Below are 17,555 nucleotides of genomic sequence, written 5' to 3' on the forward strand. Positions count from 1 at the left end.
GCCACCACCACCGGCCCCGCGGACGCCACCGGTCCCGCCGGCGGCGCGCACGCCCGCGCCGGCTACCCGTTCACCGCGGTCGTGGGGATGGCCGACCTGCGGCTGGCGCTGCTGCTCAACGCGGTCTCCCCGGCCGTCGGCGGTGTCCTGGTGCGCGGTGAGAAGGGGACGGCGAAGTCCACGGCCGTGCGGGCGCTGGCCGCACTGATGCCCGAGGTCGAGGTGGTCCCCGGCTGCCGCTTCTCCTGCGACCCCCGCCGTCCCGACCCCGACTGCCCCGACGGGCCGCACGCGGCGGGGCCCGGCGCGAGCCGGCCCGCCCGGATGGTGGAGCTGCCGGTGGGCGCCTCCGAGGACCGGCTGGTGGGCGCGCTCGACATCGAGCGGGCGCTGTCGGAGGGTGTGAAGGCCTTCGAGCCGGGGCTGCTGGCCGCCGCGCACCGGGGCGTGCTCTACGTCGACGAGGTCAACCTCCTCCACGACCACTTGGTGGACCTGCTGCTGGACGCCGCCGCGATGGGCGCCTCGTACGTCGAGCGCGAGGGCGTCTCGGTGCGGCACGCCTCCCGTTTCCTGCTGGTGGGGACGATGAACCCCGAGGAGGGCGAGCTGCGCCCGCAGTTGCTGGACCGCTTCGGGCTGACCGTGGAGGTCGCCGCCTCCCGCGAGCCGGAGGAGCGGATGGAGGTCGTGCGGCGGCGCCTGGCCTACGACGAGGATCCGGCCGCCTTCGCCGCCCGCTGGGCCGGGGAGGAGACCGCGCTGCGGGAGCGGATCGCGGCGGCCCGCGCCCTGCTGCCCGCGGTGCGGCTGGGCGACGCCGCGCTGCGGCAGATCGCCGCGACCTGCGCGGCGTTCGAGGTGGACGGCATGCGGGCCGACATCGTGATGGCGCGCACCGCCTGCGCGCTGGCGGCCTGGGCGGGACGCACCGACGTCGCGGCCGAGGACGTGCGGCAGGCCGCGCTGCTGGCGCTGCCGCACCGGCGGCGCCGCAACCCCTTCGACGCGCCCGGCCTGGACGAGGAGAAGCTGGACGAGACGCTGCGGCAGCACGGCGGCGACGGGGAGGACGACCCCGGTCCGGACGGACCCGACGGCGGACCCGACGGCGGACCCGACGGCGGACCCGGCGGCGGACCCGGCGGCGGGCAGCCTCCGCAGGACGGGCCCCGGGACCCCGCGGGCGCCCCGGAGCCCGCGGAGTCCGCCGGGTCCGGCGAGCCGTCCGTCCCGGAGCAGTCCCGGGGCGGGCGGCCCGCCGGGAAGGGCGACGAGGAGCGCGAGCAGCCGGGCGGCGGCGCCGGCGACCAGCCCCCCGCCCGCGCGAGCGAGCCGTTCCGCGCCCGCGCCCTGCACGTGCCCGGCGTGGGCGAGGGCGCGGCCGGACGGCGCTCCCGGGCCCGCACCGCGCAGGGCCGCACCACCGGCGCCCGCCGCCCGCAGGGCGCCCTGGGCCGGCTCCACCTGGCCGCGACCGTGCGGGCCGCCGCCCCGCACCAGCGGGCGCGGGGGCGCTCCGGTCCGGGCCTGGTCGTGCGCCGGGACGACCTGCGCGAGGCGGTGCGCGAGGGCCGGGAGTCCAACCTGGTGCTGTTCGTCGTCGACGCCTCCGGCTCGATGGCGGCCCGCAAGCGGATGGGCGCGGTCAAGGGCGCGGTGCTGTCGCTGCTGCTGGACGCCTACCAGCGCCGCGACAAGGTCGGCCTGGTCACCTTCCGCGGCTCCGGCGCCGAGGTCGTCCTGCCGCCCACCTCCTCGGTGGACGCCGCCGCCGCACGCCTGGGGTCCCTGCCCACCGGCGGCCGCACCCCGCTGGCCGCCGGGCTGCTGAAGGCCCGCGAGGTGCTGCGCGTGGAGCGGCTGCGCGACCCGTCGCGGCGTCCGTTGCTGGTCGCCGTCACCGACGGGCGGGCCACCGGCGGCACGGAGCCGGTGGCGCGGGCCCGGCAGGCGGCGCGGCTGCTGGCCGCCGACGGCACCGCCTCGGTCGTGGTCGACTGCGAGTCGGGGCCGGTGCGGCTGGGCCTGGCGGGCGCGCTCGCCGGCGACCTGGGGGGCCCGGCGGTGACGCTGGAGGAGCTGCGCGCCGACGCCGTCACCTCGCTCGTCCGCTCCGTCCGCTCACCGCACCACAACCACAGGAGGGCCGCATAATGCCGAAGGGACAGCCGAGCGTGGTGCCCGACGACGGGCTCACCACCCGCCAGCGCCGCAGCCTCCCGCTGCTGGCGGTGCACACCGGGGCGGGCAAGGGGAAGTCGACGGCCGCCTTCGGGCTGGCGCTGCGCGCCTGGAACCAGGGCTGGCCGATCGGGGTGTTCCAGTTCGTGAAGTCCGCCAAGTGGCGGGTGGGCGAGGAGCGCGCGCTGCGCGTGCTGGGCGCCACCGGCGAGGGCGGCACCGTCGCCTGGCACAAGATGGGCGAGGGCTGGTCGTGGGTCCAGCGCGACATCGACTCCAGCGAGGAGGCCGCCCGCGAGGGCTGGGAGCAGGTCAAGCGCGATCTGGCGGCCGAGACGTACCGGCTGTACGTGCTGGACGAGTTCACCTATCCGATGCACTGGGGCTGGGTGGACACCGACGAGGTCGTGGAGGTGCTGCGCTCCCGCCCCGGCACCCAGCACGTGGTGATCACCGGGCGGAACGCGCCGGAGGCGCTGGTCGGCGCCGCCGACCTGGTGACGGAGATGACGAAGGTCAAGCACCCGATGGACGCCGGCCGCAAGGGCCAGCGGGGCATCGAGTGGTGAGCGGGTGACGGGCCTTCCATGAGCACGACCGTTCCCCGGCTGGTGATCGCCGCGCCCTCCTCGGGCAGCGGCAAGACCACCGTCGCCACCGGCCTGATGGCCGCCTTCACGGCGGCCGGGCTGACCGTCTCCCCGCACAAGGTGGGCCCGGACTACATCGACCCGGGCTACCACGCGCTGGCCACCGGGCGCACCGGGCGCAACCTCGACGCCTACCTGTGCGGCCCGGAGCTGGTCGCGCCGCTGTTCCTGCACGGGGCGGCCGGCGCGGACCTGGCCGTGGTCGAGGGCGTGATGGGGCTGTACGACGGCGCGGCCGGGCTGGGCGAGACGGGCTCGACCGCGCAGGTGGCCAAGGAGCTGCGGGCCCCGGTGGTGCTGGTGGTGGACGCCTCCTCGCAGTCCCGCTCGGTGGCGGCGCTGGTGCACGGCTTCGCCTCCTGGGACCCGGAGGTGCGCCTCGCGGGCGTCATCCTCAACAAGGTGGCCTCCGACCGCCACGAGGAGCTGCTGCGCGAGGCGCTGGAGACCTCGGGCGTGCCGGTGCTGGGTGTGCTGCGCCGCGCCCCGCAGGTGCACGCCCCCTCGCGCCACCTGGGCCTGGTACCGGTGGCCGAGCGGCGGGCGGAGGCGGCCGAGGCGGTGGCGGCGCTGGCGGAGCGGGTGCGCGCCGGCTGCGACCTGACGGCGCTGCTCGCCCTGGCGCACTCCGCGCCGCCGCTGCCGGGGGAGCCGTGGGAGCCGCCGGCGCCCGCCTCCGCGCCGCGGGTGCGGCCGGTGGTGGCCGTCGCGGGCGGCCCCGCGTTCACCTTCTCCTACGCCGAGCACGCCGAGCTGCTGCGGGCGGCCGGGGCGGAGGTGGCCGTCTTCGACCCCCTGCGGGACGCCGGGCTGCCGCCGGGCACCGCCGGGCTGGTCGTCGGCGGGGGCTTCCCCGAGGTGTACGCGCCGGAGCTGTCGGCGAACGAGCCGCTGCGCCGGGCCGTCGCCGCCCTGGCCGGTTCGGGGGCGCCGGTCGCCGCCGAGTGCGCCGGGCTGCTGTACCTGGCGCGGGAGCTGGACGGCGCGCCGATGTGCGGGGTGCTGGACGTCTCCGCGCGGATGACCGAGCGGCTCACCCTGGGCTACCGGGAGGCGGTCGCCGTCGGCGACAGCGCGCTGGCCGCCGCCGGGACACGGGTGCGCGGCCACGAGTTCCACCGCACCGCGGTGGAGCCGGAGGCCGGCCGGGAGGACGGGGACGCGGGGGCGGCACCCGCGTGGGGGCTGTCGTGGGGTGGCTCCCGGCCCGGGCGGCGCCTGGAGGGTTTCGTACGGGGTGCGGTGCACGCGTCGTACCTGCACGTGCACTGGGCCGCCGAGCCCTCCCTCGCCCGGCGGTTCGTCGAGAGGTGCGCCGAGGGCGCCGAGAACGCCGAGAACGCCGAGAACGCGGTAAACGCGGCAAACGCGGAGAAGGGTGTGCGGTATGAGCGGCAGCGGTGAGGGCGGAGCGCCCCGGCTGGTGGGTGTCGGGATGGGACCGGGCGACCCGGACCTGGTGACCGTCAAGGGGGTCAAGGCGCTGCGCTCGGCCGGCGTGGTCGTGGTGCCGGTGATGGAGGACGGCGGTACGGGCCGGGCCGAGGCCACCGTGCTGCACCACGTGGCGCGCGAGCGGGTCGAGCGGGTGGTCTTCGCGCTCAACGAGCGCAGCGACAGGGCCCGCCGGGAGGCCGCCTGGGACGCGGCGGGCGAGCGCGTCGCCGCGCTGCTGCGCGCCCACGGCACCGTGGCCTTCGCCACCATCGGCGACCCCAACGTGTACTCCACCTTCACCTACCTCGCCCAGACCGTCGGCGCGCTGGTGCCCGAGACCGTCGTGGAGACCGTTCCCGGGATCACCGCGATGCAGGACCTGGCCGCGCGCGGCGGCGCCGTGCTCACCGAGGGCACGGAGCCGCTGACGCTGGTGCCGGTGACGGCCGGGACGCCGGTGCTCAGGGCGGCCCTGGAGGGGCCCGGCACGGTGGTCGCCTACAAGTTCGGCCGGCACGCCCGCGAGGTCGCCGCCGCGCTGCGCGCCACGGGCCGCACCGAGGGCGCGGTGTGGGGCTCGTCCCTGGGCCTGCCGCAGGAGTCGATCCGCCCGGCGGCGGAACTGGAGGCCGAACTGGCCTCGCAGGACGCCGAACTGCCCTACCTGTCCACGCTGATCGCCCCCGCCCGCCGCGGGGGCCGAGGAGGCAAGCTGTGACCCCCGCTCCCGGTACCGACACGCCCCGCTCCGGCAAGGTGACCATCGTGGGCGCCGGCCCCGGCGCCGCCGACCTGCTCACCTTCCGCGCCGCCCGGGCCATAGCCGAGGCGGACGTGGTGATCTGGGCGGCCAGCCTCGTGCGCGAGGAGGTCCTGGAGCACGCCCGCGAGGACGCGGAGGTCCTGGACTCGGCGTCGATGTCCCTGGAGGACGTCGTCGCCGTCTACGAGCGGGCCGGGCGCGAGGGCCTGCGGGTGGCCCGCATCCACTCCGGCGATCCGTCGCTGTGGGGCGGCACCCAGGAGCAGGTGGACCGCTGCGCGGAGCTGGGCGTCGAGGTGGAGATCGTGCCCGGGGTCTCGTCGTTCTCGGCGGTGGCGGCCATCGCGGGGCGCGAGCTGACGGTCCCGGAGGTCGCCCAGTCGGTGATCCTCACCCGGCTCGGCGGCGGCAAGACCCCGATGCCGCCCGGCGAGGAGGTGCGGGAGTTCGCCCGGCACGGCACGACCATGGCCGTCTTCCTCTCCGCCGCGCGCTCGGGGCAGCTGGCGGTGGAGCTGATGGAGGGCGGCTACCCGACCGACACCCCGGTGGTGATCGCCTACCAGGCGACCTGGCCGGAGGAGCTGGTGCTGCGCTGCACGGTCGGCACCCTGGAGGAGACCGTCAAGGAGCACCGGCTGTGGAAGCACACGCTGTTCCTGGTGGGCCCCGCGCTGTCCGCCGCCGGCACCCGCTCGCACCTGTACCACCCGGGGCACTTCCACGGCTACCGCCGCGCCGAACCCGGGGCGCGGCGGGCGCTGCGGGCCGCCCGCCGGGAGGGCCGGCCGGCGGGTGCTCCCGGCGCCGGGGAGACCGGCCGTGGATGAGCGGCCGGACCGGGCCCCGGACGGCGGCCCGGCCCGGGGGCCGGAACTGCGCGAGCCGGACCTGCCGCGTACCGCCAAGCAGCGGCCCAAGGCCCTGCGCACCGGTTGGACGACCGGCACCTGCGCCTCGGCGGCGGCCCGCGCCGCCGCGCTGCACCTGGTCACCGGCGAGCCCCAGCCGTGGGTGGAGGTCGCGCTGCCCTCGGGGCGGCGGGTGACGTTCGCGGTGGAGCGCTCGGCCGAGCTGCGGCCCGGCCGCACCGAGGCCGTGGTGGTCAAGGACGCGGGCGACGACCCGGACGTCACCCACGGCTCGCACCTGACCGCCACGGTGAGCTGGCGGGACGAGCCGGGCATCGAGCTGCACGGCGGGGTGGGCGTCGGCGTCGTCACCCGGCCGGGGCTCGGTCTGGAGGTGGGCGGCCCGGCGATCAACCCGGTGCCCCGCGCCATGATCAGCCGGGCGGTGGGCGAGGTCGTCGACGTCGCCGCGCGCGGCGTGGACGTCACCATCAGCGTGCCCGACGGCGAGAAGCGGGCCCGCAAGACCACCAACGCCAGGCTGGGCATCATCGGCGGCATCTCCATCCTGGGCACGACCGGGATCGTGCGGCCCTTCTCCACCGCCTCGTGGCGGGCCAGCGTGGAGCAGGCCGTGTCGGTGGCCGCCGCGCAGGGCGCCCCGGCCGTGGTGCTGTGCACCGGGGGCCGCACCGAGAAGGGGGCGATGGAGCTGCTGCCGGCTCTGCCGGAGGTGTGCTTCGTCGAGGTCGGGGACTTCACGGGCGCCGCGCTGCGGCGGGCCGTGGAGCACGGCGTGGGCCGGGTGGTGTTCGTCGGCATGGTGGGGAAGCTGACCAAGCTGGCCTCCGGGGTGCTGATGACGCACTACACGCGGTCGAAGGTGGACACCTCCGTCCTGGCCGACGTCACCCGCGCGGTGGGCGGGCCCGAGTCGGTGGCGGCGGAGGTCGCGGTGGCCAACACCGCCCGCCACGCCTACGAGCTGTGGGACGCGGCGGGCCTGCTGCCCGCTGCCGGCGCCGAGCTGTGCCACCGGGTCGCGGACGTGCTGGAGCGGTTCACCGACCGCCGCGTCACGGCGGAGGCGGCCCTGGTGGACTTCACCGGCCGCACGGTGATCGCCCTCCACTCCGGCGACGGGGGGCTGCTGCCGTGATCAGCGTCGTGGGCGCGGGGACGGGCGCCGCCCCGGTGGACGGGCCCGACTGGCGGGGCGTGTCCCTGGCCGTGGGCGCCCGCCGCCACCTGGAGGCCGCCGGGGTGCCCCCCGGGGTGCGGCGCGTGGTGCTGGGACCGCTGGCGCCGGCCCTGGACGCGGTGGCCGCGCAGCTCGCCTCCGGCGGCCGGGTGGTGGTGCTCGCCTCCGGCGACCCGGGGTTCTTCGGGATCGTCCGGGTGCTCGCCGAGCGCTTCGGCCCCCGCGCGCTGGAGGTGCGGCCCGCCGTGCCGTCCGTCGCCGCCGCCTTCGCCCGCGCCGGGCTGCCGTGGGACGACGCGGCCGTGGTCAGCGCGCACGGACGCGATCCGCGCACCGCCGTCAACGTCTGCCGCGCCCATCCCAAGACCGCCGTGCTGACCGGGCCGGGCGCGGGCCCCGCCGAGTTGGGCGCCGCGCTGGCCGGCACCGGCCTGCCGCGCACCCTGGTGGTGGCGAGCGCCCTGGGTTCGCCCGGCGAGCGCGTCGAGTGGCTCTCCCCCGCCGAGGCCGCCGCGCGCGCCTGGCCGGACGAGGTGAACGTGGTGCTGTGCCTGGACGAGAGCCGCGCCCTGGCCGCCGCGCCCCGCGCGCTCGCCGGACCGCCGCGGCCGCCCGCGCAGTGGGCGCTGCCGGAGGAGGCCTTCGAGCACCGCGACTCGATGATCACCAAGTACGAGGTGCGGGCCCTGGCCCTGGCGCGGCTCGGACCGCGCCGGGGCGACCTGGTGTGGGACGTCGGCGCCGGATCCGGCTCGGTGGCGGTGGAGTGCGCGCGGCTGGGCGCGGCGGCGATCGCCGTGGAGCGCACCGCGGACGGCGCCGAGCGCTGCCGGGCCAACGCCGCGGCCCACGGCGTGGACGTCCAGACCGTGCACGGCTCCGCGCCCGGCGCGCTGGAGCGGCTGCCCGACCCCGACGCGGTGTTCGTCGGCGGCGGGGGCGGCGAGCTGGAACCGGTCGTCGCGCTCTGCGCCCGCCGCGCCCGCCGGGCCGTCGTCGTCACGCTCGCCGCGCTGGACCGGGTGCCGGCCGTGCGGGCCGCACTCGCCTCGGCCGGGCTGCGCTGCGACGGCGTGCTGCTGCACTCCTCCCGGCTGGCCCCCCTGCCCGGCGACGTGGTCCGCCTCGCCGCCCGCAACCCCGTCTTCGTCCTGTGGGGCACCCGCCCCGCCACCGAAGGAGCTCCCTCGTGAACGCCCCCCACGGCCTGATCGGCCTCGTCTCCGCCACCGCCGCCGGCCGGCGCGCCCGCGACCGGCTGGCCGCCGCCTGGCCCGGCCGGACCCGGGTCTACGACACCGGCGGCACGGAGCCCGGCGGCGTGCGCGACGCCGTCGCCCGCGCCTTCGCCGAGTGCGACCGGCTCGTCTGCTTCCTGGCCACCGGCGCGACCGTGCGGCTGGTCGCTCCCCTGCTGGGCGACAAGGCGAGCGACCCGGGCGTGGTCTGCGTCGACGAGGCGCAGCAGTACGCCGTGGCGCTGCTGGGCGGCCACGCGGGCGGCGCCAACGAGCTGGCGCACGCGGTGGCCGGGGTGCTGCCGGGCTGCCGCCCCGTCGTCACCACCGCCACCGACGCCGTCGGCGTCCCCGGCCTGGACACCCTGGGCATGCCCGTCGAGGGCGCCGTGGCGGCCGTGACGCGGGCGGTCCTGGACGGCGAGCCCGTCCGCCTGGTGCGGCACGTCGCCTCCCCCCTCCCGGCCCTGCCGCCCAACGTGGCCGAGGCCGCCGGCCCGGACGCGGGGGGCGCCGCCGGGAGCGGGTACCTGCTGCTGGTCAGCGACCGCGCCGTGGCCCTGGACGACCGCACGGCCGTGCTGCGGCCCCCGGTCCTCACCGTCGGCGTCGGGGCGAGCCGGGGCGTCGGCGCCGACGAGGTCGCCGGGCTGGTGGAGCGGGCGCTGGCCGACGCCGGGCTGTCGCCGCGCAGCGTCGCCGAGCTGGCCACCGTGGACGCCAAGGCCGACGAGCCCGGCATCCTCGAGGCGGCCCGGCGGCTGGGCGTGCCGGTGCGGACGTACTCCGCGGACGAGCTGGCGGCCGTGCCCGTCCCCCACCCCTCCGACGCGCCGCTGGCCGCCGTGGGCACCCCGAGCGTGGCGGAGGCCGCGGCCCTGCTCTCCGGCGGCGAGGGCGCCGAACTGGTCGTCCCCAAGCGGAAGTCCCAGCCGCAGGGGCGGGCGGCGATGGCGACCTGCGCCGTGGCGCGGCGGCGGCCGCGCGGGCGGCTGGCGGTCGTCGGCCTGGGCCCCGGCGCCCGCGACCTGCTCACCCCGCGCGCCCGCGAGGAGCTGCGCCGCGCCTCCGTCGTCGTCGGCCTCGACCAGTACGTGGACCAGGTCCGCGACCTGCTGCGGCCGGGCACCCGGGTGCTGGAGTCGGGGCTGGGCGCGGAGGAGGAGCGCGCCCGCACCGCCGTCGCGGAGGCCCGGGCGGGCCGTGCCGTGGCGCTGATCGGCAGCGGCGACGCCGGGGTGTACGCGATGGCCTCCCCCGCCCTGGCCGAGGCGCCCGGCGACATCGACGTGGTGGGCGTCCCCGGCGTGACCGCCGCGCTGGCCGCCGCCGCGCTGCTGGGCGCGCCGCTGGGCCACGACCACGTCTCGATCAGCCTCTCGGACCTGCACACGCCCTGGGAGGTGATCGAGCGCCGGGTGCGGGCGGCCGCCGAGTCCGACCTGGTGGTGACGTTCTACAACCCGCGCAGCCGGGGCCGCGACTGGCAGCTGCCCAAGGCCCTCGCCCTGCTGGCGGAGCACCGCGCCCCGCACACGCCCGTCGGCGTGGTGCGCAACGCCTCGCGTCCCGGGGAGCGCGCCACCGTCACCACGCTCGGCGCGCTCGACCCGGGCACGGTCGACATGATGACCGTGGTGACCGTCGGCAACACCGCCACCCGCACCGTCGCGGGGCGCATGGTCACCCCGCGCGGCTACCGCTGGCAGGAGGGGTCGTGACGCCCCCCTCCGCACCGGCCCCCGCGGCCCCCGTGGCCGTCACCGCGCGCTGCGCGGGCTGCGGTGCCTGTCTGCTGACCTGCCCGGTCCACGCGATCCGCCCCTCCGGCGGTGCGCTGCTGGTGCTGGCGCGGACGTGCACCGGCTGCCTGGAGTGCGTCGAGGTGTGCCCCGTCGACGCCATCGAGGAGACCACCGCACCGAGCCGCCGGGCGGCGCCGCCCGCGGCCGCCCCGCCGCTCACGGCACCCGCACCGCGTGCCGCTCGGGCGGGGAAGCCCACCGAGGAGGAACCGTGACGCCGCCGTCGCCCCGCACCGTCCACCCCATCGAGGAGGAGTCCTACCGCATCCTGCGCTCCCGGCTGGACACCTCGCACCTGCCCCCGCTGACCCGGGCCGTGGTGGAGCGGGTGATCCACTCCAGCGCCGACCTGGCCTACGCCGACGACCTGGTCACCGACGAGGACGCGCTGCGCGGCGCGCACGCCGCCCTGCACGCCGGCGCGCCGGTCGTGGCCGACGTCGAGATGGTCGCCGCCGGGATCACCCGCCGCAGGGCGGTGTGCCGGCTGCCCGACGCCTCGGGCGGCCCCGGTCTGACCCGCTCGGCGCACGCGGTCCGGCTGGCCTGGGAGGAGGTCGGCCCCGGTGCGGTGTGGGTGGTCGGCTGCGCGCCCACCGCCCTGTTCGAACTGCTCGACCTGGGCGTCGAACCCGCCCTGGTCATCGGTCTGCCCGTCGGGTTCGTCGGCGCGGCCGAGAGCAAGGAGGCGCTGCGGGCCAGCGGCCTGCCGGCCGTCAGCAACGTCTCGGAGAAGGGCGGCAGCGCGGTGGCCGCGGCCGCTCTCAACGCCCTTCTGTACACGCCCTCGGACACCCCGCCGCCGGCCGCGGCGCAGTCCCCCGTCACCGCCAAGGAGATCCTGTGACCACCCCGCCCGCCCTGCTCCTCGCCGGCCACGGCACCCGTGACGACGCCGGTGCCGAGGCGTTCCGCTCCTTCGTCCGCGACCTCGGCCGGCGGCGGCCGGACCTCCCCGTGGCGGGAGGGTTCATCGAGCTGTCCCCGCCGCCGCTGGCGGACGCCGTCGCCGAGCTCGCCGGCCAGGGGGTGCGGCACTTCGCCGCCGTGCCGCTGATGCTGGTCTCGGCCGGGCACGCCAAGGGCGACATCCCCGCCGCCCTGGCCCGGGAGAAGCTCCGCCACCCGGGCACCGCCTACGCCTACGGCCGCCCGCTCGGGCCGCACCCGTCCCTGCTGCGGGTGCTGGAGCGCCGGGTGGACGAGGCGCTGGCCGGGGCCGGGGCGGGGGACGTCCGCGCCGACCGCGCCGACACGACGGTGCTGCTGGTGGGGCGCGGCTCCACCGACCCGGACGCCAACGCCGAGGTGCACAAGGCCGCCCGCCTGCTGTGGGAGGGGCGCGGCTACGCGGGCGTGGAGACGGCGTTCGTCTCGCTCGCCGCGCCCGACGTCCCCGCCGGTCTGGAGCGCTGCCGGATGCTGGGCGCCCGCCGGATCGTGGTGCTGCCGTACTTCCTGTTCACCGGGATCCTGCCGGACCGGGTGCGGCTGCAGGCCGAGGAGTGGGCGGCGGCCCGTCCGGAGACCGAGGTGCGGTGCGCCGACGTCATAGGCCCCACCGACGAGCTGGCGGAGCTGGTCTGGGAGCGGTACGAGGAGGCGGTGAAGGGCGATCTGCGGATGAACTGCGACACCTGCGTCTACCGCGTCGCGCTGCCCGGCTTCGAGGACAAGGTCGGCATGCCGCAGCAGCCGCACCACCACCCGGACGACGACGGCCACCACCATCACCACCACGGCGGCCATGCCCATGCGCACTGAGCCGGCCGGCCCCGCGGAGGCGGACCCGCGGGCAGCCGGCGGTCCGCAGGACCCGCCGGGTCCGGACCACGACCTGCGCCACCACGGCGACGCGGAGGTGCGGGACGCGGGCGCGGGCCTGCTGGACCTGGCCGTCAACGTCCGCGCCGGCACGCCCCCCGGCTGGCTGCGGGAGCGGATCGCCGCCTCGCTGGGGACGCTGGCCGCCTACCCCGACGGGCGGGCGGCGCGGCGCGCGGTGGCCGCCCGGCACGGGCTGCCCGAGGAGTGCGTGCTGCTGACCGCGGGCGCGGCGGAGGCGTTCGTCCTGCTCGCCCGCGCCCTGCCCGTCGCACAGGACGACGCCGGGCGCCCGGTCGTGGTGCACCCGCAGTTCACCGAGCCGGAGGCCGCCCTGCGCGACGCCGGCCACGACGTGCGGCGCGTCGTGCTCCCCGAGCGGGACGGCTTCCGGCTCGACCCCGGGCTCGTGCCCGAGGGGGCCCGCGCGGTGGTCGTCGGCAACCCGACGAACCCCACGTCCGTACTCCACCCGGCCTCCGCGCTGGAGGCGCTGGCGCGGCCGGGCCGGACGCTGGTGGTGGACGAGGCGTTCATCGACGCGGTGCCCGGCGAGCGCGAGTCGCTGGCCCCCCGGGTGACCGCGCTGCCCGGCACCACCGTGGTGCTGCGCAGCCTGACCAAGACCTGGGGCCTGGCCGGGCTGCGCATCGGCTACGTGCTCTCCGACCCGGCCACCGTCGCGCGTCTGGAGCGCCACCAGCCGCTGTGGCCGGTCTCCTCCCCCGCGCTCGCCGCGGCCGAGGCGTGCTGCGCCCCGGACGCGCTGGCCGAGGCCGAGCGGGCCGCGCGGCGGACGGCCGCGGACCGCGCGTACCTGGAGGGCCGGCTGGCGGAGTTCGGTGCGCTGCGCCGGGCGACGCCGGAGCCGCGGGCGCCCTTCGTGCTGGTCTCCCACCCCGGTGCGGCGGTCCTGCGGGAACGGCTGCGCGCGGAGGGCATCGCGGTGCGCCGCGGCGACACCTTCCCCGGGCTGGACGGCCGGTGGCTGCGGATGGCCGTGCGGGACCGGGCGACGACCGACCGCCTGGTGCGGGCACTGGTCCGGCTCGGGCTGCGCTGAGCTGCGCGCCGACCGCGCGGGGCGGCGGGAACCGGTGGGTCCCCGCCGCCCCGCCGCGCGTCCGGCGCCGGGTGCGCCGGTGTCAGGCGTCGACCGCTCCCGCGGCGCGGCGCCGCCGGAGCAGCACCAGCGCACCGCCCGCGGCGACCAGCGCCACGGCGCCGCCCGCGAGGTACGGGGTGGCGGAGCTGCCGCCCGTCTCGGCGAGGTTGCCGGAGGGCTTCGGGCCGGAGCCCTCCGAACCGGTCTGCGGCTCCGGCTCGTTGGCGCCCCCGGAGGTGCCTGCCGAGCCGGTGGAGCCGCCGGCGGTGGGGTCGCCGGCGGATCCGGTGGAGCCCGCGGAGTCCCCGCCGGCCGGGCCGCCGGCGGTGGCGGTCCCGCCGTCGCCGCCCGTGGCCCCGCCGGAGGTGGGACCGCCCGTGGTGGCCCCGCCACTCGTGTCCCCGCCCGTGGTGGAACCGCCCGTGGTGGCCCCGCCACTCGTGTCCCCGCCCGTGGTGGAACCGCCGGAGGTGGAGCCGCCGCCGGAGCCGGGCGTCCGGCAGGACGCCTCCACCAGCGACACCCGGCCCTCGACCTTCGCCACGCCCAGGGCGGCCGGGTCGAGCGCGATGTCCAGCGCGAGCGCGGTCGCGGCGGCCGTGCCGGAGGCGACCGCGGTCTCGGCGAGCCTCAGCTCGACGGTGCCCAGGCCGTCCACCTCGACCGAGGTGGTGCCCTTCGCCGTGACCGCGACCTTCCTGCCCAGCACCGTCACCGTGCCGGGGATCTCCGATGCCGCGGCCGGCTCGGCCCCGGCCTCGCACACGGCCCGGGAGGTGACCAGGCCGGTCTCCAGGAGGGGACGCAGCAGGCCGGGGACGCGGACCACGGCGCCGGACAGCTCGGAGCGGGCCTCGGCCTTCCTCCCGTCGGACGTCGCCTTCGCAGTGGCGACGTCGGCGTGCAGCATCCTGATCGGCCTGCCGCCGTGCGCGCCGTCCACGGTGACCGTCAGGGCCTTCTTCTCCGCGCTCCGCGGCGCCCGGACCGCGTTGAGCTCGGCGTTCAGCGGTACGGCGGCACCGCCCCCGAGCAGCGACACCTCCAGGCCGGCCCGGAGGACGGCCGCGCTCGCGGCCCCCTCGTCGCCGGTGGCGCGCGCGGGCGCGGCCGCCGCTCCCACCAGGGTCGCGGCGGCGAGCAGGCCGAGGACAGACTTGTTCACAGGTGAAACCCCCACGAAGTGCATGGCGTCACCGGGGGGCCCACAGGGGACGTCGCCCACACCGGTGACTGAGACGACGCCATTGTTGACTGGCGTACTGCCAGGGAGTGGATACGCAGCGTTGCTTCACCCGAAAGAGTCACATCGGCCGCAGTTTTCGACCAGCTCGCCATGGGTACTTCACCGGGCCACCACGCTCCGGCCACGCCCCCTCACCGCACGACGCGCCCCCTGAGCATCACCCGGCGCGGCGCGGACAGCACCCGCACGTCGGCCCGCGGGTCCGCCTCGTACACCACCAGGTCCGCCTCGGCCCCCTCCTCCAGCCCCGGGCGCCCCAGCCAGGCGCGGGCCGCCCAGGTGGTGGCCGCCAGGGCGGCCACCGGCGGGATGCCCGCGGCCACCAGTTCGGCGACCTCCTCGGCGACCAGCCCGTGCGCCAGGGAGCCGCCCGCGTCCGTGCCGACGAAGACCGGGATGCCCGCGTCGTACGCCGCGCGCACGGTGTCGTAGCGGCGCTCGTGGAGGCGCCGCATGTGGTCGGCCCAGCGCGGGAACTTCTCCTGGCCGCCCTCGGCGAGCCGGGGGAAGGTCGCGATGTTGACCAGGGTGGGGACGATGGCCACGCCCCGCTCGGCGAAGAGCGGGATGGTCTCCTCGGTCAGCCCGGTGGCGTGCTCGACGCAGTCGATCCCGGCCTCCACCAGGTCGCGCAGCGAGTCCTCGGCGAAGCAGTGGGCGGTGACCCGCGCACCCTCCTCGTGCGCGGCGGCGATGGCGGCCTCCACGGCGTCGCGCGGCCAGCAGGCGGCCAGATCGCCCTGCTCCCTGTCTATCCAGTCGCCGACGAGCTTGACCCAGCCGTCGCCGCGCCGCGCCTCGCGCCGCACGTAGGCCACCAGGTCGGCGGGTTCGATCTCGTGGGCGTAGTTGCGGATGTAGCGCCTGGTGCGGGCGATGTGGCGGCCGGCGCGCACGATGCGCGGCAGGTCCTCGCGGTCGTCGATCCAGCGGGTGTCGGCCGCCGAGCCGGCGTCCCGGATCAGCAGCGTCCCGGCGTCGCGGTCGGTGAGCGCCTGCCGCTCGCTGGTGGCCGCGTCGACGGCGCCGTGGGCGTCGAGCCCGACGTGGCAGTGGGCGTCGACCAGGCCGGGCAGCACCCAGCCCTCGACCGTGGTGGTCTCCAGCGGCCCGGCGGGGCGCTCGAAGGTGATCCGGCCGTCCACGACCCACATCTCGTCCCGGACGTCCGCGTCGGGGTCCGGCCCGGTCAGGACCCGGCCCCTGATGTGGAAATTACCGCGCTCGCTCATATGCCGCACTGTACGGACCCCCTGCTAGGCTCACGCCGCCACTGGGGGTGGTGGTACCGGACAGCGCCGCATCCATCGAGCCCCAGGGAGGCCGCGTGGACGCCCCCACCGAAGAGTTCCACGCCTTCTTCGGCCGGCACTACGCCGACCTGTCCCGCCTCGCCTACCTCCTGCTGGGGGACGCCGAGGGCGCGGACGACCTCGCCGCCGACGCGCTGGTCGCGGTCTGGCGGCGGTGGGACCGGCTCCGCGCCGGCGGCGACCCGCTGGCGTACGCGCGTGCCGCGGTGGCCGGCATGGCGCGCGTCCGGACCCGCAGCCTCATGCGCGAGCGCCGTCGGATCGCCCTGTTCTGGTCGCACCGGCCCGACCGCGTCGACGACCCGGACGTCTCCGCCGTGCTGGACGTGCGGGACGCGCTGGCCCGGCTGCCGCTGCGCAAACGGGCGTGCGTGGTGCTGCGGCACGCCTTCGACCTGTCGGAGAAGGAGACCGCCCGCGCCCTGGGCGTCTCGGTCGGCACCGTGAAGAGCCAGACCTCGCGCGGCGTCGCCGAACTGGAGCGGCTGCTGGCCCCCGGCCGGCGCTCCCGCCCGCATCCGTACGGGCACCCCGCGTGCCGGGCCGTGCGGGCGCTGCGCACCGGGCCCGCGGGGCACAGCGGCTGGCGGCCGGCCACACCGACGTGACCGGGCGGCGCGGGGCGGCCGGCGCGGCGGCCGCCTCCGGTCCGCGGGGGCTTTCCCGGAACCTGCGCGCCGAACCTCACGATCCGATCTCGTGGAGATATCTTCCATGAATCAAAGATGAATTTACGGGCACTTATTCCGAATAGATTCCCAGACTCTCATTCCCGCTCCCGAAGAGCTTAAACACAGAGATTCGATATCGGCGAACCGCCTATTTCGGACACGTTCCGTCCTTGTTATGGATCTGTGACGGACGCAACAGCGCTTCCGTTTTGCCCGAAAAATTCGGGGCAAAACGGTGGTAAAAGCTCCGTCATTCCTGCGCGGGCGCACCTACGCGCGATATCACAGGATCTCGGCCCACGTAACCCCCCAGCTCGATGTGATTTCACTTCGCTCTGGGTAAGTTGGATTTGCATGACCGCCGCACAAGCCGACCGAGAACGTGCCCATCGCAAGACTGTTGGAATGCCTGAAGGACTGAAGCTCGACGCGCCCCGCGTGGAGGACGGCGCAGCGATCTGGCGGATCGCGCGCGACTCCCGGGTGCTCGACCTGAACTCCTCCTACAGCTACCTCCTGTGGTGCCGCGACTTCGCCGCCACCTCCGTGGTGGCGCGTGACGACGGCGGCGAACCGGTCGGGTTCGTCACCGGCTACGTCCGGCCGCAGCACCCGCGGACCCTGGTCGTCTGGCAGGTGGCCGTCGACCGCGGGCAGCGCGGGCGCGGCCTCGCCGCGGCGATGCTGGACGGGCTGACCATCCGTGTCGCCGAGGAGCTGGGCATCGACGGGATAGAGACGACGATCACCCCTGACAACACCGCCTCCAACCGACTGTTCACCTCCTACGCGGAGCGCCACGGCGCGCCGGTGCGGCGCGAGGTCCTCTTCGACGACGCGCTGTTCCCCGAGAAGGGGCACAAGCCCGAGGTGCTGTACCGCATCGGGCCGGTCCCCGCCCTGGTCTCCGCCTCCGCGCACGCGGCCGCCCCCGTCGGCGGCTGACCCCCTCGCCGCGCGCACGGCGGCGCGCGGCCGCACGCAGACTTCCCGCTCCTTCCACGACCACATCTCCCAGGAGAGTGCTGTGACCATCACCCAGCCGGACCTGAGCGTCTTCGAGACCCTGGAGTCGGAGGTGCGCAGCTACTGCCGTGGCTGGCCCACCGTCTTCGACCGGGCCCAGGGCAGCCACATGTACGACGAGGACGGCCACGTCTACCTCGACTTCTTCGCCGGCGCCGGCTCACTGAACTACGGCCACAACAACCCGGTCCTCAAACGCGCCCTGCTGGACTACCTGGAGCGGGACGGCGTCACCCACGGC

Annotated in this window: 17 protein-coding genes; 15 read left to right on the forward strand and 2 right to left on the reverse strand. The window is 77.1% G+C overall.

The features are described from left to right. Positions 1–87: 87 nt before the first annotated feature. Genes ACFSJS_RS25725 through cobC form a run of 12 tightly spaced genes read left to right on the forward strand, consistent with a single transcriptional unit; the run spans position 88 to position 13,016 of the window. Entirely contained in the window at positions 88–2,157 is a 2,070-nt protein-coding gene (locus ACFSJS_RS25725; protein ID WP_380904521.1) for a putative cobaltochelatase, read from the forward strand. Continuing rightward, positions 2,157–2,753 (forward strand): cob(I)yrinic acid a,c-diamide adenosyltransferase, encoded by a 597-nt coding sequence (gene cobO / locus ACFSJS_RS25730; RefSeq protein ID WP_380904487.1) that lies wholly within the window; start codon positions 2,157–2,159, stop codon positions 2,751–2,753. The genes ACFSJS_RS25725 and cobO overlap by 1 nt, the downstream gene beginning before the upstream one ends. Positions 2,754–2,771: 18 nt before the next feature. After that, complete coding sequence (locus tag ACFSJS_RS25735; RefSeq protein ID WP_380904489.1) at positions 2,772–4,238, forward strand: cobyrinate a,c-diamide synthase; 1,467 nt, start codon at positions 2,772–2,774, stop codon at positions 4,236–4,238. Further along, positions 4,222–4,989: a precorrin-2 C(20)-methyltransferase gene (cobI, locus tag ACFSJS_RS25740; protein ID WP_380904491.1), complete on the forward strand. Its 768-nt coding sequence runs from the start codon at positions 4,222–4,224 to the stop codon at positions 4,987–4,989. The genes ACFSJS_RS25735 and cobI overlap by 17 nt, the downstream gene beginning before the upstream one ends. Beyond that, a complete protein-coding gene (cobM, locus tag ACFSJS_RS25745; RefSeq protein WP_380904493.1) occupies positions 4,986–5,864 on the forward strand; it encodes a precorrin-4 C(11)-methyltransferase in 879 nt (292 codons plus the stop codon). Before cobI ends, cobM begins: the two co-directional genes overlap by 4 nt. Continuing rightward, positions 5,857–7,044 carry a cobalt-precorrin-5B (C(1))-methyltransferase gene (locus ACFSJS_RS25750; protein ID WP_380904495.1) on the forward strand — a complete coding sequence of 396 codons (1,188 nt, stop codon included), beginning with the start codon at positions 5,857–5,859 and terminating at the stop codon, positions 7,042–7,044. The genes cobM and ACFSJS_RS25750 overlap by 8 nt, the downstream gene beginning before the upstream one ends. Then, on the forward strand, positions 7,041–8,279 hold the full coding sequence (gene cbiE, locus ACFSJS_RS25755; RefSeq protein WP_380904497.1) for a precorrin-6y C5,15-methyltransferase (decarboxylating) subunit CbiE: 1,239 nt from the start codon (positions 7,041–7,043) through the stop codon (positions 8,277–8,279). The genes ACFSJS_RS25750 and cbiE overlap by 4 nt, the downstream gene beginning before the upstream one ends. A 14-nt stretch (positions 8,280–8,293) precedes the next feature. Further along, positions 8,294–10,045, forward strand: coding sequence for a precorrin-3B C(17)-methyltransferase (cobJ, locus tag ACFSJS_RS25760; RefSeq protein WP_380904523.1), 1,752 nt, complete (start codon positions 8,294–8,296; stop codon positions 10,043–10,045). After that, positions 10,042–10,344 (forward strand): indolepyruvate ferredoxin oxidoreductase subunit alpha, encoded by a 303-nt coding sequence (locus ACFSJS_RS25765; protein WP_380904499.1) that lies wholly within the window; start codon positions 10,042–10,044, stop codon positions 10,342–10,344. Before cobJ ends, ACFSJS_RS25765 begins: the two co-directional genes overlap by 4 nt. Then, complete coding sequence (locus tag ACFSJS_RS25770) at positions 10,341–10,976, forward strand: precorrin-8X methylmutase (protein ID WP_380904501.1); 636 nt, start codon at positions 10,341–10,343, stop codon at positions 10,974–10,976. The genes ACFSJS_RS25765 and ACFSJS_RS25770 overlap by 4 nt, the downstream gene beginning before the upstream one ends. Continuing rightward, positions 10,973–11,893, forward strand: coding sequence for a sirohydrochlorin chelatase (locus ACFSJS_RS25775; RefSeq protein WP_380904503.1), 921 nt, complete (start codon positions 10,973–10,975; stop codon positions 11,891–11,893). Before ACFSJS_RS25770 ends, ACFSJS_RS25775 begins: the two co-directional genes overlap by 4 nt. Further along, entirely contained in the window at positions 11,883–13,016 is a 1,134-nt protein-coding gene (gene cobC / locus ACFSJS_RS25780) for an Rv2231c family pyridoxal phosphate-dependent protein CobC (RefSeq protein WP_380904525.1), read from the forward strand. The genes ACFSJS_RS25775 and cobC overlap by 11 nt, the downstream gene beginning before the upstream one ends. An 82-nt stretch (positions 13,017–13,098) precedes the next feature. On the opposite strand, the gene ACFSJS_RS25785 is transcribed toward cobC, so the two are convergent. Together ACFSJS_RS25785 and ACFSJS_RS25790 are read right to left on the reverse strand one after the other, a co-directional pair. Continuing rightward, complete coding sequence (locus ACFSJS_RS25785) at positions 13,099–14,223, reverse strand: SCO1860 family LAETG-anchored protein (RefSeq protein ID WP_380904505.1); 1,125 nt, start codon at positions 14,221–14,223, stop codon at positions 13,099–13,101. A 212-nt stretch (positions 14,224–14,435) separates the two neighbouring features. Beyond that, positions 14,436–15,536 carry an amidohydrolase family protein gene (locus tag ACFSJS_RS25790; protein ID WP_380904507.1) on the reverse strand — a complete coding sequence of 367 codons (1,101 nt, stop codon included), beginning with the start codon at positions 15,534–15,536 and terminating at the stop codon, positions 14,436–14,438. A 95-nt stretch (positions 15,537–15,631) separates the two neighbouring features. Here ACFSJS_RS25790 and ACFSJS_RS25795 point away from each other — a divergent pair, with 95 nt between their 5' ends. The 3 genes from ACFSJS_RS25795 to ACFSJS_RS25805 all read left to right on the forward strand — a co-directional run. Beyond that, positions 15,632–16,225, forward strand: a complete 594-nt coding sequence (locus tag ACFSJS_RS25795) for a SigE family RNA polymerase sigma factor (protein ID WP_380904509.1) — start codon at positions 15,632–15,634, stop codon at positions 16,223–16,225. A 468-nt stretch (positions 16,226–16,693) separates the two neighbouring features. Continuing rightward, positions 16,694–17,233, forward strand: a complete 540-nt coding sequence (gene ectA / locus ACFSJS_RS25800) for a diaminobutyrate acetyltransferase (protein WP_380904510.1) — start codon at positions 16,694–16,696, stop codon at positions 17,231–17,233. Positions 17,234–17,315: 82 nt separating this feature from the next. Continuing rightward, a partial coding sequence (locus ACFSJS_RS25805) for an aminotransferase class III-fold pyridoxal phosphate-dependent enzyme (RefSeq protein WP_380904512.1) occupies positions 17,316–17,555 on the forward strand: 240 nt, incomplete at its 3' end.

The sequence above is a fragment of the Streptomyces desertarenae genome, from assembly GCF_042681365.1.
Taxonomy (GTDB): Bacteria; Actinomycetota; Actinomycetes; order Streptomycetales; family Streptomycetaceae; genus Streptomyces; species Streptomyces desertarenae.

Bases quoted from the DNA above. Each gene is read 5' to 3' on its own strand.
- ACFSJS_RS25735 (WP_380904489.1), top strand. From the start codon at position 2,772: ATGAGCACGACCGTTCCCCGGCTGGTGATCGCCGCGCCCTCCTCGGGC.
- cobC (WP_380904525.1), top strand. From the start codon at position 11,883: ATGCGCACTGAGCCGGCCGGCCCCGCGGAGGCGGACCCGCGGGCAGCC.
- cobI (WP_380904491.1), top strand. From the start codon at position 4,222: ATGAGCGGCAGCGGTGAGGGCGGAGCGCCCCGGCTGGTGGGTGTCGGG.
- ACFSJS_RS25725 (WP_380904521.1), top strand. From the start codon at position 88: ATGGCCGACCTGCGGCTGGCGCTGCTGCTCAACGCGGTCTCCCCGGCC.
- ACFSJS_RS25790 (WP_380904507.1), bottom strand. From the start codon at position 15,536: ATGAGCGAGCGCGGTAATTTCCACATCAGGGGCCGGGTCCTGACCGGG.
- ectA (WP_380904510.1), top strand. From the start codon at position 16,694: ATGCCTGAAGGACTGAAGCTCGACGCGCCCCGCGTGGAGGACGGCGCA.
- cobO (WP_380904487.1), top strand. From the start codon at position 2,157: ATGCCGAAGGGACAGCCGAGCGTGGTGCCCGACGACGGGCTCACCACC.